Here is a 14,035-nt window from a genome sequence, read left to right as displayed (position 1 = left end):
GTTCAGAACGGCGGGGTGCCGTCCTGCGGGGTGGTCTGGGATCTGGCGGCGCGCTGCTCACGGCGGTGGGCGGCCTCGGCGTGCAGGGCTTCCATCTCCGCGCGGGCCGCGTCCTCGGCCGCCCAGCGCGCCTTGAGCGCCGCGATGGCTTCAGTGGGCGTCACGCGGCATGCGCGGCACATCCCGTCGGCGGGGATGTCCCCGGCGAGCGGGCGACCGCAGTCGATGCACTCAGGGCGCGGCGCGGCGGCCCGGCTGGTCCGGCGCGGATCGTCCCCGCGGTTGTAGGCCGCGCGCCGGTGCGCCCGCCGCTCCACACAGACCCGGCACTCGGCGCCCGTGTCGACCATGACGCCGTCCTCGCACGACGGATCGGGGCAGTACGGCGTAGGCCCGATCAGAGCCATCGCCGCACCGACCGCACTGCGGATCAGGCCGTCGTGGCAGGCGGGCTCGAAGCCCCAGCCGACCCAGCGGCGGCCGACCCGTGCGGCGATCTGCTCAGGCGTCCGGGACTCCAGCGCGGCGAGCACCGCCCGGTAGTTGTTCCTCGGGATCCGCTGCCCAGGCAGCTGAGCCAGCAGCGGGCGAGGCAACGCGGCCTCCACGGCCCGCACAGCCGCACCCTGCTCCCGGGTCAGTCGCAGCTTCTTCGACGTCGCGGCAGAGCCGCCGTTCGCTCGCGCGCTACTACCTGCACCAGTCCTACGGACGTCAGCGGCGCTACGCGCCGAAGGCGCCAGCTCGGAAGGTATCTCGGAAGGTCTCTCAGAAGGTTGGGGGACTGTCAGTCCCTGGGCCAGGGACTCAGAGTCCGGGGGGTGGGGACTCTCAGTCCCTGGGTTACCTCCGGTAGGCCGGGGACTCTCAGTCCCTGGGTTACCGCCAGTAGCCCCGGGACTCTCAGTCCCTGGGTCCGCGTCCTGATCTTCCTTCTTCGGCCGCTTCTTACCTTTGTCGGACCGGGCAGCCTTGGGCGGCGCCTCGGGCAAGTCGGGCCGGTTCTGCCGGGTGATGGGCGGACGACCAAGCGACTCCCGCTGGTGGTTGATCTCGGCGAGCTGAGCACGGCTGTACCAGGACGCCGGGATCATCACCTCCCACGGCACCGGCCGCTGCGACTCAGGGATCCTCAGCCAGACCTCGGACAGGAACTCCGTCTGGCGCCGCAGGATGCCCCGCTGCTCCATCTCTCGGCACTTCCGGCCAGCGGTCTTCGGATCCACTCGCGCGACCTTCGCCAGGGTCGGGTACGAGCGAAAGCAGTTCATCCCGTCGAAGTCGCCCTTGACGACCAGGGCCATGAGGATGGCGCGCTCCTCAGCGTCGCGCACCGGAGCGTGCTCGACGGCCCACAAGATCGGATACAGGCTCACGGGGTGAGGCTCACTTTCAGGTCGTGCTGGAGGGGGCGAGGTCTCAGGACGTTTCGGGTGGAAGCACCGGCGGCAGGGCGGGCTGGGGGAACCCCTCGGGGGTCAGGTCGAGACGACAAAGAGGCAGGTGGCGAGGCACGGGAGGAGTGGCCACGCCGGGCCGAACCTGGCTGCTGGGCATACCTCGATCATAGCTCTCATGTACATAAAGCGCACAATGCCGCTGACGTACATAGAGGCGGCGTCGTACACTGACGGCATGACAGAACCGATCACTGAGCACGTCGAGTCGATCGCCGAGGTGCGTAACTCCTTCGCGGACGCCATCGGCCGTGCCCGGTACGGCAATGACTCGACCGTCCTGACTAGCCGCGGTAAGCGCGTCGGGGCGATCGTGTCCATGGACTTCTACGAGCGGGCACTGGAGGCGCTGGGACTGACGGCCGTCCCGGCTGAGCCGAAGCAGAAGTGACCGCGCGGCCATCACAGGCCACCTCGCAGCCGTGCGCGGACGCTGCGCGCGAGGGGTCCCAGGACTGCCGCGTGGCCGAAGAGGCCGGCCGTCCAGGTCACGACGCTGAACAGGTAGAGGCCGAGGAGGATCACGCGGCGGCTCCCGGGTACGGGGGCAGGCCGGGCGCGGGCGGCTCGACCGGCGTCCGGGCGTAGACGAGCTGGGTGCCGGGGGTCAGGCCGTGCGGGTCCCGCAGCGGGGCCGGGGCCGGCCAGTCGTAGGCGTCGACCGTGCGGCAGTAGCCCACGGCGTACGCCTGGCGGTCCTCCGCGTTCTTGAACGGCCACCGGTCGGTGTCCCACTCGTGCCGCCACCAGGGGACGAGGGTGTACCACCAGAACCCCAGGTCGGCTTCGGCCCACCACTCGACCGCGGCGCCGGTGCGGCGCTCCTGCCAGATGCTCTCCGCGATGGCCTGCACATCGGCGCGCAGCCACGGCCCTCTGTCGGCGACCAGGCCGACGGCCAGGTCGAGGCCCTGGACGGTCGCCAGCAGCCCGAACTGCCGCTTGGGTTCCAGCGTGCCGACGCCGACCTGCACCGGCTCGTCCAGGTGGAAGGACATGGCCCGCGGGTGGTTCGGTGTGCCGGCCTCGTCGAGCGGGGTGACCCGCAGGACGGTCGCATCCATGTACTGGACGCCGGTGATCTCGTCCTTCACCGGCGGCCTCCCCGGTCGCGGCGGCGCTCGTCGAGGTTGATGACGCCGAGGCAGCGGGTCATCGGCTCGCTGCTCTGTCGGCCCGTGCAGGTGGCCACGTGGGGCTTGTGCAGCTTCTCGAAGGGGGCGAGGGGCAGGTCTTCCGTCGGCCGGCGTGACAGCCACGTGCCCCGCCCGTCCCTGGAGACTGCCGTGTTGCCGTCCGGGTGCGGCTCGGCGTCGACGGCGAGCCGCTTCCTGCCCTCGGTGATGGTCCACCGGATCGCCGCGCCGCAGACGCCGCAGTGCGAGGGTGCGGGCATCACACGACCGCCTTCCGGGGCCGGCCGTTGCGGTCGCGCAGCTCGACGCCGGCGGCGAGGAGCCGGGTCCGTATGAACCAGTACCGGTAGCCGGTGCGGGCCTCGATGGCGCGCAGGCTCAGGCCGCGCCGGTACAGGCCCGCGAGGTAGTCGGCGACCGGGTCGGCCTGGAGCCGTCGGCCGCCGCTCGGGCGGAGTTTCACCCCGGCGGCCAGCAGCTGCCGCCTGGCAGTCGTGTAGCTGCGGCCGATCTCCTCCGCCACGCTGCGGATTCCGAAGCCCTCTTCGTAGAGGGCAGCGACGTCCACGGACACGAACAAACCTTTCTGCGCTGGTGGTGGGGCCGGGGCCGCCCGATCGGGGCCCCGGCGAGGGGTGAGGGGTCAGACCCAGAGGACGAGGGCGACCGCCAGGCCGAACACCGGGGCCCACGGGCCGATGACCGGGGTGATCGAGGTGACGGCCCAGGTGGCGAGGCCGGCGGACAGGCCGACCATGAACTTCCGAAACATCAAGTCCGCTCCAGTGGTTGTGAGATGGTCGGGGGCCGCCCGTGGGGGGCTGGGCTGGGCGGGCCCCGGTGCGGTCCGTGGCGTGGGGGCGCCGGGCTCGGCCCGCGGGAAGGTGGCTTGCGGGCGCGGTCAGTCGCAGTCGTCGTGGTGGCCATGGCCGGCTCGGCGACTGCGGCTGGACCGCTTGACCTTCGTCGGCTTGTGCTTGCCGCTGGCCTTCGAGGCGTGCATGGCGGTCAGCTCGATCCCGGGACCGCGGGCGTCGCAGTCGCCGTCGTCTGCCGGTTCACAGCCGGCCGCGACCAGGGCGCCGACGAGCACCAGGGCCCCGGCCGCTGCGATCAGCGTCTTCATCAATCCGCTCCTGTCGTGTGTGCGCGTCCAGTGCGCGCTGGTCTCCGAGCCGGGCCCGCTGCTCGTACGCTTGCTCGGCGTGCGCCTGCTTGCGGGCCCGGTGCGCTTCCGCGCAGGTCTTGTGGGAGGGGCGCCCTCCCTCGTCGCGGAGGCAGGTCGGCCCCTTGCAGAACCGGCACGGCCGGGGCCGCTGGGCCCAGTGCCGCTTGGGGTCGGACCAGTCCAGGACCCCGCTCGCCGGGAGGTAGTCATCCGGCCCCGGCCCTCGCTGCCGAGCCATCGCCACCCCCCTGCTTCCGCCGGTTCCGGCGGTGGCGCCGCTGCTGCCGCCGCCGGAACGCCCGCCTCTCGTCCTTGTCCAGGCCGCCCCACACCCCGTTCGGCTCGGGTCGGTCGAGCGCGGCTTGCAGGCACGCCTCGATCACCGGGCACCGGGCACAGACCGCCTTGGCTTCCCTGGTGACGAGGAGCACCAGCCCCCTGGGGAAGTCCTCGGGGAAGAAGATCGAGCGGTCGTCCATCTCGCGGCAGGCGGCCCGGTCGGACCAGTGCGATGCCCGCGAGAGGGTGTCGGGCGCGTGACGGCTTGGACGAGGCATCAGCTATCGGCCTCCAGGCCCGGGTACGTCACCCGCTGGAACGTCAGCGTGTCCTCGTCGACGGCGGGCCTGGCGGCCTCGGCCGGCTGGTCGGGCTGCGTCCGGCGGTGCTTGCCCGTCGGCCGCAGCCACAGCCATCCGCCCCCGAGCACGCCCGGGGCGAGGATCAGCAGCCACCACCAGCTGAGGTTCTCGGCGATCCAGATCAGGACGTCCAAGGCCGTGTTCACGCTTCGGCCTCCCGCCAGCTCGTGACGGTTTTCTCGCTGACCCCGAGGAGCTTCGCGACGCTGCGCGCCGAGGCCTTCGAGTGCCGGGCCGCGTACCGCAGTTCTTCGGGTTCCAGCACCGTGTGCGGCAACGACCCCTTCAGGACCCGCTCAACGGCGACCACGTCGACACCGCGGTCCCAGGTGTTGAACTCGCGCAGACTGTTCACGTCGGCTCACCGGCCTTCTCCGCCGCGCGCATGATGCGGTCCTGCTGGTGCTCACCGGCGACACAGCCCGGGATCAGGCACGACCGGGTCAGGTTCCCTTCCGGCTCACGCCCGTAGTGCAGGCGGAACGCCACCCGGTACGCGGTCTGGATGCTCGTCCGATGCCGGACCACGGGTGTCCCGGACTTCTCCCTCGGGCCGGTCCACCGCCGGTGACCGCCCTCGACGGACTCGGACTGCTCGGTGAACGCCTCCGCCCACGAGCCGTAGGCCGCGCGCCGACCGCGCATGTACGTGGGCAGCCCGACCCTCTTACGGACCTCGTCGACCCGCCGGTCACTGATGCCGAGCCTCTGGGCGACGGCCCGGTTCGACACGTCTTCCCCGGCGAGCAACGCCTTCAGGATCTGGTCGTCGCTGACCTCGGCGGTCATGATGGTCATCGCTTCACCTCGGGCCACTCGGCCTTCTTCAGGGCGTCCCGCTGGGCGGTGGGCAGGGAGAACTCGGGGCAGCCGAGCCAGTCCAGGCCGGCCCAGCGCAGCCAGGCGGCGTCGCACTGGTCGCTGTCGGGAAACTCGCGACCGGCCCGCTTGTACGCGGCCAGGGCCATCGGGACCTTGTCGCCCGAGCCCTTGCCGGTCGCGAACGTCTTGAGCGTCGCGGGGACGACGACGGCGTACGGAACGCCCTGCTTGTTCAGCAGGTTCCGGACGACCCCGTGGACCATCGCGATCGGTTTCGCCGCGTGGCTGTTCTGCGGGATGTCCTCCATGACGACCAGGTCGACCGCGGGGCCCAGGCCCAGGTGCTCGCCGCCGACGGCGATCTGCACGGCCTCTTCGATCTGCGTCAGCCGGTGGTCGCCGTCCTTCTGCTTCGTCAGCACCGTGCTGGTCGACCCATCCCGGTAGGCGATGCCCGACGCGGTGAGCGACAGGTCGAGGCCGACCACGGTGAACTTCCGCTGCATCTCGCTCACCGAGCACCGCCGTCCCGCAGCCACACCGGGCGCACCGCGACGTAGTCCTCGGTGATCGGCGCGGGCACCTGGATACGGGTTAGCACCAGGTCGTCCGGGTCGGCCGCGCCGACGTTGACCTTCGCCTCCAGGTAGCAGCCCGGCAGCTCCCCCAGCTCCAGCTCGGCCGCGGCGGCGAGCTGGTCGGCGAGCACGGTCACTTCCCGCTCCATGTGCCAGCCAAGGACGACGACCTGCGCCGTCCGCGTGGGCACGTCGACCGTGTTCACGTACACCGCGCTGGTGTAGCGGGGCTCGTCGAGCGCGAGCAGGTACCGCCGGCCGAGCAGCGTGATCCGCCACGCCTCACCGTCACCGTCGACGTAGCGGCGGGCGCGCAGCCCGCACAGCTCGTCGGTGGGGTCCTCGAAGCTGTCACCGTCGGCCAGGGCCCGCAGCACGTACTCGGCGGCCTTCGGTAACGGATGCTCGGTGGCGTGCTTCACGACGCGGAGCTGGGCCAGCCGCCACGCGTGGGTGGCCCGGGTCGTCTCCGCCGAGCACGGGCACGATGAGACGGCAGTCACCAGCTCGGGGTCGGACACGTGGCCGTGGCACTGCATCACACTCCTCGCGCCCTTCTCACACAGGGGCGCCGAGCAGCACGGGCAGTTGGGGCAGGGAGCCTGAGCCGGCCGCAGATACATCGGCCCGAACGGCTCGTTGTAGGTGATGCTCATAAGTCCTGTCCTGGGGTCTCGTGCCCGCAGCGGAAGCAGCGCCGGGAGCCGTCCGCGCGCATCGCGTGCGGGGTCCGGCGGTTCTCGCGCGGGCAGTCAGAGAAGTCGGCGATGTCGAGGTGGCCGGCCGCCCACAGGGCGGGCAGCGGCGAGGCCGGCTGGGGGGCCGGGGCGGGGGCCGGGCCCGCGAGCAACGCGCGGGCCCGGCACAGCAAGGCGGCCAGCACGGCTACCGCCTCTTGTTCCTGTCACGACGGCGGGCCCTCGGCTTGGCCCGGCCCCGCTTCTTCACCGGCAGGCGGGACGCCGGGACGTCCTGCGACGCCTCGGCCGCGCGCGCGGCTCGTCGGGCCTCCCCCTCCAGCGCGGCTGTCTCCGGGTCGATCGCCGTGAGAATCTGAGGCGTGCCGTCCTCGGCGGCCTGCTCGACCGCGATCAGCGCCCGCAGCTCAGCCGACTTGGGCACCAGCTTCGCCAGGCGCCGGATCGCCGTCTTCAGGTGCATGCGGTCGAACCGGGTGTGCCACAGGCTGTTCTTCTGGCCGTTCGCCTCCGCCCGCTGGTACGCCCTGGAGTGCTCGTCGCGGATCTCCTCCGCTTCCTCCAGCGTGACGATCGCGACGTTCGACCGGGCGCCGCCCTCCAGCCACGCGAACGCGTACGCGAACAGCGGCTTGAGGTTCTTCTTCGACGTGAGGACGTTCGGCTTGTGCACGAAGTCCTCACCGGCGCGGGCCGTCGGCACGAACTCGTACTCGTCGCCCTCGTACACCAGGTTCGCGACCACGGACTTCACCAGGCCCGACCGGTACATCAGCTCGACGTAACCCTCGTAGGTGGCGAGGAACGTCGCGATCCCGTCGTCGGCGGTGATGACCGCCTGCTGGCCATCGGGGACCAGCCCGAACCTGGCAGCCGTGATGACGGCCTGGAGCACGCTCGCCGGCGTGCACTTCCGCAGCTTCGGCAGAACGGGGCGCAGCGAGGCCAGGAACAGGTCGACGCTGACGTGCTTCGGCAGCGCGGCCTCGATGTCGGCACGGAACCGCTCGACGTCGTGGCCGTGGCCGGCGGGCATCTCCTCGCCCTCGTCCGCCCGGTCGTGCCGGATGTCCTCGGCGTCGGCGACCGCCGCCGCCCGCGCCTGCACGCGTTCCTTCAGGGTGGTCAGGGCCATCACAGCTCCTTCTTGGGCACGCGCAGCACCCGGGCGCAGCACGCCTCGTACTCGACGGGGTACTTCTCCTTGATCTGGTCCGGGTCCAGGACCTCGACCGTCTTCCGGCACTCGGCGGCGATCTCCGGGTACTTCTCCGCGAACCGCTTCGGCGCGAACGTGCCGTTCTGGACGTACGACCAGGCCTTCTTGCCCTCGACCTCCGCGATGCTGGCCTTGTCGCCGCAGATCAGACGCATCTCGTTCTCGATCTGGGTCTTCTGCTCGTCCAGCTCCTCGATCTGGGCGAGCAGCGCCGCGCGCCGCTTGCGGAGCTTCTCCGCCTTCGCGCGGGGCACCTCGATGACGTCCTTCGGCTTGACGTGCCAGAGGCGGCCGAGGAGGTCCTTCGTCGCGTCCAGGCCGTCGGCGGGCGGCGGGTAGCCCTCGATGACGTGCCGCTGGAACCAGCGCCCGCACGTGTCGATGAGGAGCCCGATCAGTTCCTCATCCCGCTCGATGCGGTGGTACCTGAGGGTGTTGCCGCCGACGAGGGCGACGGCCCAGCCGTACTCCCAGCCGCCGACCGCGAGGTTCCAGTGGACCTGGAGCGCGGGCCCGTCCGGGACACCGTCCTCCCAGTCGTCGAGCTGGTAGGCGCTGCGGTTCTTCAGCTCGATCGGGGCGACGACCTCGTTGGTCTGTGGGTCGAGGGCGTACCTGTCGACGTTGGAGCGCATCCATGGCCGGTCGACGTTCGCGAGCGTCCCCGGCGTCGGCATTGCACCGATGCCGGTCCGCCTCGTGAACATGTACGCGATGAAGTCCTCGATTTCCTGGCCCACCTCGGCGTACTCGCTGAGCTGGGCGTCCATCGGGACGGGCCGGCCGTGCTTCTCCTCGTACACGTGGCGGGGGCCCGCGTACTTGTTGAGGCCGAGGATCTTCGCGACCTCGGACCCGCCGATGCCGGTCCGGCGGACCTTGTCCCACCGAGCCTTGTACTCGGGGTCGGCCAGGTCGCCGGCAGGGAGGATGAGCCGTGCGGTCGGCGCCCCGTACGCGAGGTCATCCGGTGTGGACTCTGGTGGGGTCCACGGGTGGGTAGCCTGTTGAGACAACGTTCCTTCTCCTACATGGGTTCGTTCGGGGGATGGAGGCCGCTGAGCCCGGCACGGCTCGGCGGCCTCTTCACATGCGGGCGTGTTCACGACGCCTGCCTCTCGATGACCGCAGGCGGTTCGTCCTTGCGCGGTTGCAGGTCTGCGACCTCGCAGCCCAGTACGCGGGCCATCGCGCGCAGCCGGTTCGGCGTCGCGTTCCTGCGGCCGGCCTCGATGTCACAGAGGAGCTGCGCGCTGATCCCGCACTTCTCCGCCAAGGCCTTTTGACTGAGCGCCGCGTTCTCGCGGGCGCTCCTCACCGCCTCCGGGGAGTGCTGGAAGGGCGCGCCATTTCGGCGTCGCATGCGGGTAGTGGACATACGCACACTCTATGCGTAGTACTGCGTAGTGTGCGCAGTACGCAGTAAATGTGACGTCGATCACACAGTGCGCAGCACTTTTCTGGCCAGTGCGCGAGTTCGTGTGGCGAAGTTGTGCGTACTTATGCGAACCTGCGGACATGGACGCGCATACACCGAACCCGCCCCCCGAGGCGGCATTGATCAAGGAGGCTCTCCGCAGATCCCGCCTATCAGGACGTGAGGCGGCACGGAGAGCCGGCATGAGTGAGACCCGATGGCGGCAGATCGTCAACGGCTACCAGGACATCAAGGGCGTACGCGTCGCTGTGCAGGCGCCCGACGAGACCCTGGCCCGCGTGGCACAAGCCGTAGGCATCACCTCAGACCAGCTCCGCCAAGTCGATCGCAACACCGCCGCCGACCTCCTGGACGAACTCGCCGCGCCGCCGACACCGGCGAGCACGCCAGGATCAGCCGCGATCAACCCACAGATCGACGCAATCGCCACCCTCCTTGCAACCCTTCCCCCAGAGGCGCAAGACGAGGTACTGCGACGTGTCGGCCTCGCCCAGCAGCCCGCACCACAGAAGGAGACGGAAGAAGGGGACCGCTGGCGTCGACGCGCCGGCTGACGACTTGATCAACTTGTGATCAGAAAACCTGTTGTGCGCGGCAGTTAACGGTGTGTCACATAGCTCTGTTTATGTTTTACGTGACAGGGAGCATGAGTGACAGACATACTGCTGGCCGCCGTCCTCGGCTGCGCAGTGCTGGGCATCATCGTCGTCTACCGGGGACACCGGAGGAACGCTGCGAAGATCGCCCAACTGCAAGCCGAGGTCACGGCGGCGAAAATCCTGGCGCTCCAGCAAGCCGCACAGCAAACAGCGGACCTCGAACCGGACGAGGCCGACGAGACGTGCTTAGCTGACGAGCCAGAGCCGGTCCGCCGCAAGCGCCACCTCTCGCTGTACCTGGGCGGGCTCGCCGCCGCCTTCGCCTGGCTTGGCAGCCGGCTACGGAACACATGGCGACACCACCACGTAGCCACCGCCTCGGCCGTCGTCGTCGCCACAGCCGCGACCGCCGCCGCCGCGTACCACATCACCGCCTCGGACGGCGGTGCACAGACAGGGTCCCGCGCTCAGTCCCCTGCCAGCGCGCCGCACATACCCGGCGCCAGTGGCAGCAACAGCCCCGCACCCTCGGACAGCGCGAGCGGCGACAACGCCGACACCGAGACCCAGTCCCGCGACGGCATCGTGCGCGTCGACGAGCCCACGCCGAGAGAGAGCGGAACGCCCGCCCACCGCGGGCCCGCTCTGACGATCGCGGACATCGGTGGCGAGCACACTCCTGGCAGCGGCACACCAACGGGCGATCAGACACCGGGCGAGAGCACACCGAGCACGCCTACGACAACGATGCCAAGCACACCGGCGCCGCCGACCACGCCCGCACCCCCGACCCCGCCCGCGCCGCCGACGGACGCACCGACCGCGCCACCGACCACGCCGCCGCCCGCACCGCCGTCCACGCCCCCGGCGAGTCCACCGACGCCGCCCGACAGCGGTCACGACCCGGGCTGCACCATCCACATCCACGTGCCGCCCATCGACATCTGCATTTGACGCAGGTGCTCGCGGAGATGGCCGGAAGAGACCCAGACATAGTCCGCTTCGCCCGCACTTGACTACCAGTCACGCGGTCGCGGCATCTGATGATGTCTCATACATTGCGCCACACCATGAGTGTTCGGCTGATTACTCCTGTCACGAAAGGACAACAAACCCTTGTCGAACTAGCCTTCGATGCCTACGGCAATCAACGATGAGAACGACTGTTTGACCTGAGCCTTAGGGGGCAGACGTGATCGACATCGTCCTAGCGGGCGTACTGGGAGCCGCACTCCTCGCGGTGGTGCTTCTCTTCCAGGGATACCGGAGAAACAGGGCGCTGATCACGCAGCTCCAGGCCGAACTGGCAGCCCAGAGGGCCGCGCTTTCCGGCCCAAGGTACGCCGCCGCCGACCCGGGCAGTGACGGCCGGCCAGGCAAACAGCGGCGGCACCGCATCTCGTTCCGGCGCTGTCGACTCGCCGCCCGTGCCCTCATCCACGGCGTAGGGCGCGTCCGCCGGGTCGCCGCGCCGCGCCACCCCGGCCCGGCCGAGACGGGGACGCCGAAGCGCTCGGCCGCCCGGACCACCATCCCGCCGGCCTCGAAGACCAGCGAGCCGGCCACGGACGAGCAGACGACCGAGTCCGCCGACAGTAGTTCCCAGGTCGCCCACCAGCGTTTCCTCACCGTCGTGGAGTAGCGCGCTGGGAGCGGCAGCGACGGCCCGCGGAGCGGGACAGCCGCTCATCCTCAGGCCCGCGCCCTGCACGCCCGGCACACCGACCGGGTGGTCAGGTCGCGGGCCTTTTCATGCCCTGACGCTTCGGGCGAGCAGCGGGCGAGCAAGCGATCTTGAACCGCTCGGGTGACGCCTGAGCGTGCCTACAGTTCGGCGCTCCGCCGCAGGTGGGAAGGTTTCTGCGGCGAAGCGCCAGGGGTGGGGCGGGTGGGACTCGAACCCACGGCCGACGGATTATGAGTCCGCTGCTCTAACCGGCTGAGCTACCGCCCCATAGCGGCGTGTCGCGTACAAGTGTGCGCGCCGTCTGCCGCAGCATAGCCGCTCATACGATCTCCTGCCTCGGATGGTCGGCTTCCGCGCTGCTCATGACCTTGAGGACAGCGCCGCAGGCCGCGGCGGTTCCCGGGGGACATGAAAAAGGACCCCGGAGGGGTCCTCGTTCAGCGCTCCCCCGACTGGACTCGAACCAGTAACCTGCCGGTTAACAGCCGGCTGCTCTGCCAATTGAGCTACGGAGGACCGAAGCTCCCCCGACTGGACTCGAACCAGTAACCTGCCGGTTAACAGCCGGCTGCTCTGCCAATTGAGCTACGGAGGATCGCCTCGTTGCATCGAACGTACCTACCTGGGTATTCGCCAGGGGGCGGGCGCTCGCTGCGACACATACATTAGCGCAAGCAGGGGGGTGCTCCGCCAATCGGTATCCCCCGGCGCCAGCGCGGCATCAGAAACCTACGCACGGGAAGGGTGGCAGCCATGCGCTACCGGCTCACGTTCCTCGCCGGACTGGCCCTCGGTTACGTACTCGGCACGAGGGCCGGTCGAGAGCGCTACGAGCAGCTGAAGAAGTCGGCCCGCCGGGTCGCGCAGAACCCCGCGGTGCGCAACACCGCCGAGACGGCCGCCCAGCAGGGCCGCGTCTACGCGGGCAAGGCCTTCCACACGGTCAGCGACAAGGTCGGCGAGCGGGTCCCGGAGTCGGTGGCCCACCGGGTGCGCTCCCTGCGCGACCGCAACGGCGACGTCAGGACCGAGGACGACTGGGGCACGAGCAACACGTAAGGGCCACTCCCGGGAATGCGGCAAAATTCTCCGCATGGGGATAGTCGCCGGCTTGGACAGCTCACCGGACTTCACACGCATCGTGGTCTGCGACACGGACACCGGTGCCGTACTACGGCAGGGGTACGCCCCGCACCCGGTCGAGGGCCGGCCCAGCGACATCGACCCGCAGGCCTGGCTGCTCTCGCTCGGCGAGGCAGCCGGCGGCGGCCTGCTGGAGGGCGTGCAGGCCATCGGCGTGTCGGCCCAGCAGAACGCGGTGGTCCCGCTGGACGCCCAGGGCAACACCGTGCGCCCCGCGATGGTCGGCGGCGACAAGCGCGCCCAGGTCGCGGCCGCCGACCTCGTGGACGCGCTCGGCGGCCGGGAGGCCTGGGCGCAGGCGGTCGGATCCGTCCCGCAGGCGGCCCAGCCGGTGACCAAGCTGCGCTGGCTCGCGAAGAACGAACCCGAGAACGCGCTGCGCACGGCCGTCCTGCTCCAGGCCCACGACTGGCTCGTGTGGCAGCTCCTCGGGCGGCCCGTGCGGCGGACCACCGACCGCGGCGGGGCCTCCGGCACCGGGTACTGGTCGGCGGCCACCGGCGCCTACCGGCCCGACCTGGTCGAACTGGCCCTCGGCCACCAGGCGGTGCTGCCGGAGGTGATCGGCCCCTCCGACGCGGCCGGTACGACCCCGGAGGGCCTGCTGATCTCCGCCGGCACCGGGGAGACCATGGCCGCCGCGTTCGGGCTCGGGATCGGGCTGGGGGACGCGGTCGTGTCCCTCGGGGCCTCCGGCTCGGTGATGGCCGTGCACCCGGAGGCGCTCACCGACCAGTCCGGGATGATCACCTCCCTCGCCGACGCCACCGGCATGCACCTGCCGGTCGTCACCACCCTGAACGCCGTACGCGCCCTGCGCGGCGCCGCCGAGCTGCTCGGCCTGCCCGATCTGGAGAGCCTGTCCGAGCTGGCGATGAAGTCCACGCCGGGCGCGCACGGGCTGGTGCTGCTGCCGTACCTGGAGGGCGAGCGGACGCCGAACCTGCCGCACACCGCGGGGACCCTCGCGGGGCTGCGGCGCGAGTCGATGAAGCCCGAGCACCTGGCGCGGGCCGCGTTCGAGGGCATGCTGTGCGGCCTGGCCGACGCGCTGGACGTGCTGCGCGGACGCGGCGTGGACGTGCGCCGGATCTTCCTGCTCGGCCCGGCCGCCGAGCTGCCCGCCGTACAGGCCGCGGCGCCCTCGCTGTTCGGCGCGCAGGTCGTCGTACCGCAGCCCGCGGACTACACGGCGATCGGCGCGGCCCGGCAGGCGGCCTGGGCGCTCGGTGTGTCGCAGGGCACACTCGACCCGCGCACCCCGCCGGCCTGGCAGGGCGCGGCGGCGCAGGTGCTGGAGCCCGGCGAGGAGCTGGCCGTGGGGCAGGCGGTGCGGCAGCAGTTCACGGCGGTGCGGGAGCAGACCCACCCCGGAGCGTTCCGTCCCTGAAGACCGGCGGAGGATTAACCAGTTGAGGTAACGCCGGTGGAGTGTCCGACGATAGGGGC

23 protein-coding genes and 3 tRNA genes are annotated in these 14,035 nt (G+C 70.7%); 6 read left to right on the top strand and 20 right to left on the bottom strand.

The window, feature by feature from the left end; all coding sequences use genetic code 11:
* Positions 1-2: 2 nt before the first annotated feature.
* Positions 3-617 (bottom strand): hypothetical protein, encoded by a 615-nt coding sequence (locus tag AQJ11_RS49065; RefSeq protein ID WP_159061625.1) that lies wholly within the window; start codon positions 615-617, stop codon positions 3-5.
* A 1,018-nt stretch (positions 618-1,635) separates the two neighbouring features.
* Between AQJ11_RS49065 and AQJ11_RS02815 the strand changes: the two genes are divergently transcribed.
* Positions 1,636-1,848: a type II toxin-antitoxin system prevent-host-death family antitoxin gene (locus tag AQJ11_RS02815; RefSeq protein WP_159061624.1), complete on the top strand. Its 213-nt coding sequence runs from the start codon at positions 1,636-1,638 to the stop codon at positions 1,846-1,848.
* Between the two features lie 11 nt (positions 1,849-1,859).
* Here AQJ11_RS02815 and AQJ11_RS52080 read toward each other — a convergent pair whose 3' ends face one another.
* From AQJ11_RS52080 to AQJ11_RS02745, 16 genes are all read right to left on the bottom strand, one after another.
* Positions 1,860-1,982, bottom strand: coding sequence for a hypothetical protein (locus tag AQJ11_RS52080; RefSeq protein WP_279616934.1), 123 nt, complete (start codon positions 1,980-1,982; stop codon positions 1,860-1,862).
* Positions 1,979-2,551: a hypothetical protein gene (locus tag AQJ11_RS02810; protein ID WP_059261681.1), complete on the bottom strand. Its 573-nt coding sequence runs from the start codon at positions 2,549-2,551 to the stop codon at positions 1,979-1,981. Before AQJ11_RS02810 ends, AQJ11_RS52080 begins: the two co-directional genes overlap by 4 nt.
* Positions 2,548-2,853 (bottom strand): hypothetical protein, encoded by a 306-nt coding sequence (locus tag AQJ11_RS02805; protein ID WP_059261680.1) that lies wholly within the window; start codon positions 2,851-2,853, stop codon positions 2,548-2,550. Before AQJ11_RS02805 ends, AQJ11_RS02810 begins: the two co-directional genes overlap by 4 nt.
* Positions 2,853-3,167 (bottom strand): helix-turn-helix domain-containing protein, encoded by a 315-nt coding sequence (locus AQJ11_RS02800; protein ID WP_059261679.1) that lies wholly within the window; start codon positions 3,165-3,167, stop codon positions 2,853-2,855. The genes AQJ11_RS02805 and AQJ11_RS02800 overlap by 1 nt, the downstream gene beginning before the upstream one ends.
* A 69-nt stretch (positions 3,168-3,236) precedes the next feature.
* Complete coding sequence (locus AQJ11_RS52075; protein WP_279616933.1) at positions 3,237-3,365, bottom strand: hypothetical protein; 129 nt, start codon at positions 3,363-3,365, stop codon at positions 3,237-3,239.
* Positions 3,366-3,494: 129 nt separating this feature from the next.
* Positions 3,495-3,719 (bottom strand): hypothetical protein, encoded by a 225-nt coding sequence (locus AQJ11_RS02795; protein ID WP_059261678.1) that lies wholly within the window; start codon positions 3,717-3,719, stop codon positions 3,495-3,497.
* A 248-nt stretch (positions 3,720-3,967) separates the two neighbouring features.
* Positions 3,968-4,318 (bottom strand): WhiB family transcriptional regulator, encoded by a 351-nt coding sequence (locus AQJ11_RS02790; RefSeq protein ID WP_079082195.1) that lies wholly within the window; start codon positions 4,316-4,318, stop codon positions 3,968-3,970.
* On the bottom strand, positions 4,318-4,548 hold the full coding sequence (locus tag AQJ11_RS02785) for a hypothetical protein (protein ID WP_059261677.1): 231 nt from the start codon (positions 4,546-4,548) through the stop codon (positions 4,318-4,320). The genes AQJ11_RS02790 and AQJ11_RS02785 overlap by 1 nt, the downstream gene beginning before the upstream one ends.
* Positions 4,545-4,757, bottom strand: coding sequence for a hypothetical protein (locus AQJ11_RS02780; protein WP_059261676.1), 213 nt, complete (start codon positions 4,755-4,757; stop codon positions 4,545-4,547). The genes AQJ11_RS02785 and AQJ11_RS02780 overlap by 4 nt, the downstream gene beginning before the upstream one ends.
* A complete protein-coding gene (locus AQJ11_RS02775) occupies positions 4,754-5,200 on the bottom strand; it encodes a hypothetical protein (protein ID WP_059261675.1) in 447 nt (148 codons plus the stop codon). Before AQJ11_RS02775 ends, AQJ11_RS02780 begins: the two co-directional genes overlap by 4 nt.
* A complete protein-coding gene (locus AQJ11_RS02770; protein ID WP_059261905.1) occupies positions 5,197-5,730 on the bottom strand; it encodes a hypothetical protein in 534 nt (177 codons plus the stop codon). Before AQJ11_RS02770 ends, AQJ11_RS02775 begins: the two co-directional genes overlap by 4 nt.
* A 5-nt stretch (positions 5,731-5,735) precedes the next feature.
* A complete protein-coding gene (locus tag AQJ11_RS02765; protein ID WP_159061623.1) occupies positions 5,736-6,458 on the bottom strand; it encodes a hypothetical protein in 723 nt (240 codons plus the stop codon).
* A complete protein-coding gene (locus tag AQJ11_RS02760; protein ID WP_059261673.1) occupies positions 6,455-6,685 on the bottom strand; it encodes a hypothetical protein in 231 nt (76 codons plus the stop codon). The genes AQJ11_RS02765 and AQJ11_RS02760 overlap by 4 nt, the downstream gene beginning before the upstream one ends.
* Before the next feature lie 2 nt (positions 6,686-6,687).
* Entirely contained in the window at positions 6,688-7,635 is a 948-nt protein-coding gene (locus tag AQJ11_RS02755) for a recombinase RecT (protein WP_059261672.1), read from the bottom strand.
* Positions 7,635-8,735: a YqaJ viral recombinase family nuclease gene (locus AQJ11_RS02750; RefSeq protein ID WP_059261671.1), complete on the bottom strand. Its 1,101-nt coding sequence runs from the start codon at positions 8,733-8,735 to the stop codon at positions 7,635-7,637. Before AQJ11_RS02750 ends, AQJ11_RS02755 begins: the two co-directional genes overlap by 1 nt.
* A gap of 86 nt (positions 8,736-8,821) precedes the next feature.
* Positions 8,822-9,082 (bottom strand): helix-turn-helix domain-containing protein, encoded by a 261-nt coding sequence (locus AQJ11_RS02745; RefSeq protein WP_244218075.1) that lies wholly within the window; start codon positions 9,080-9,082, stop codon positions 8,822-8,824.
* Positions 9,083-9,339: 257 nt separating this feature from the next.
* Between AQJ11_RS02745 and AQJ11_RS02740 the strand changes: the two genes are divergently transcribed.
* From AQJ11_RS02740 to AQJ11_RS02730, 3 genes are all read left to right on the top strand, one after another.
* Positions 9,340-9,711, top strand: a complete 372-nt coding sequence (locus AQJ11_RS02740; RefSeq protein WP_059261669.1) for a hypothetical protein — start codon at positions 9,340-9,342, stop codon at positions 9,709-9,711.
* A gap of 96 nt (positions 9,712-9,807) precedes the next feature.
* The gene (locus tag AQJ11_RS49060) at positions 9,808-10,710 is read left to right on the top strand and encodes a hypothetical protein (protein WP_159061622.1); all 903 of its coding nucleotides are present in this window, start codon (positions 9,808-9,810) and stop codon (positions 10,708-10,710) included.
* Between the two features lie 238 nt (positions 10,711-10,948).
* Positions 10,949-11,398 carry a hypothetical protein gene (locus AQJ11_RS02730; RefSeq protein WP_059261667.1) on the top strand — a complete coding sequence of 150 codons (450 nt, stop codon included), beginning with the start codon at positions 10,949-10,951 and terminating at the stop codon, positions 11,396-11,398.
* Positions 11,399-11,636: 238 nt separating this feature from the next.
* Here AQJ11_RS02730 and AQJ11_RS02725 read toward each other — a convergent pair.
* The 3 genes from AQJ11_RS02725 to AQJ11_RS02715 form a co-directional block, all read right to left on the bottom strand.
* Positions 11,637-11,710, bottom strand: a tRNA-Ile gene (locus AQJ11_RS02725).
* Between the two features lie 176 nt (positions 11,711-11,886).
* Positions 11,887-11,959: transfer RNA gene (locus AQJ11_RS02720), tRNA-Asn, on the bottom strand.
* A 6-nt stretch (positions 11,960-11,965) separates the two neighbouring features.
* Positions 11,966-12,038, bottom strand: a tRNA-Asn gene (locus AQJ11_RS02715).
* A gap of 158 nt (positions 12,039-12,196) precedes the next feature.
* Here AQJ11_RS02715 and AQJ11_RS02710 point away from each other — a divergent pair.
* On the top strand, positions 12,197-12,502 hold the full coding sequence (locus AQJ11_RS02710) for a hypothetical protein (protein ID WP_014672542.1): 306 nt from the start codon (positions 12,197-12,199) through the stop codon (positions 12,500-12,502).
* Positions 12,503-12,536: 34 nt separating this feature from the next.
* Positions 12,537-13,976, top strand: a complete 1,440-nt coding sequence (locus AQJ11_RS02705) for a xylulokinase (RefSeq protein WP_041665153.1) — start codon at positions 12,537-12,539, stop codon at positions 13,974-13,976.
* Positions 13,977-14,035: the final 59 nt, after the last annotated feature.

It is taken from the genome of Streptomyces corchorusii, assembly GCF_001514055.1.
GTDB classification, from domain to species: domain Bacteria; phylum Actinomycetota; class Actinomycetes; order Streptomycetales; family Streptomycetaceae; genus Streptomyces; species Streptomyces olivaceoviridis.
The sequence above is the reverse complement of the archived record's forward strand: the minus strand, read 5'-3'. Positions and strand labels throughout refer to the sequence as shown.

Coding starts and splice junctions, on each gene's coding strand:
- AQJ11_RS02740 (WP_059261669.1), top strand. CDS start 9,340: ATGAGTGAGACCCGATGGCGGCAGATCGTCAACGGCTACCAGGACATC.
- AQJ11_RS02705 (WP_041665153.1), top strand. CDS start 12,537: ATGGGGATAGTCGCCGGCTTGGACAGCTCACCGGACTTCACACGCATC.
- AQJ11_RS02770 (WP_059261905.1), bottom strand. CDS start 5,730: ATGCAGCGGAAGTTCACCGTGGTCGGCCTCGACCTGTCGCTCACCGCG.
- AQJ11_RS02765 (WP_159061623.1), bottom strand. CDS start 6,458: ATGAGCATCACCTACAACGAGCCGTTCGGGCCGATGTATCTGCGGCCG.
- AQJ11_RS02745 (WP_244218075.1), bottom strand. CDS start 9,082: ATGCGACGCCGAAATGGCGCGCCCTTCCAGCACTCCCCGGAGGCGGTG.
- AQJ11_RS52075 (WP_279616933.1), bottom strand. CDS start 3,365: ATGTTTCGGAAGTTCATGGTCGGCCTGTCCGCCGGCCTCGCCACCTGG.
- AQJ11_RS02775 (WP_059261675.1), bottom strand. CDS start 5,200: ATGACCATCATGACCGCCGAGGTCAGCGACGACCAGATCCTGAAGGCG.
- AQJ11_RS02805 (WP_059261680.1), bottom strand. CDS start 2,853: ATGCCCGCACCCTCGCACTGCGGCGTCTGCGGCGCGGCGATCCGGTGG.
- AQJ11_RS02755 (WP_059261672.1), bottom strand. CDS start 7,635: ATGGCCCTGACCACCCTGAAGGAACGCGTGCAGGCGCGGGCGGCGGCG.
- AQJ11_RS02710 (WP_014672542.1), top strand. CDS start 12,197: ATGCGCTACCGGCTCACGTTCCTCGCCGGACTGGCCCTCGGTTACGTA.
- AQJ11_RS02795 (WP_059261678.1), bottom strand. CDS start 3,719: ATGAAGACGCTGATCGCAGCGGCCGGGGCCCTGGTGCTCGTCGGCGCC.
- AQJ11_RS02790 (WP_079082195.1), bottom strand. CDS start 4,318: ATGCCTCGTCCAAGCCGTCACGCGCCCGACACCCTCTCGCGGGCATCG.
- AQJ11_RS02815 (WP_159061624.1), top strand. CDS start 1,636: ATGACAGAACCGATCACTGAGCACGTCGAGTCGATCGCCGAGGTGCGT.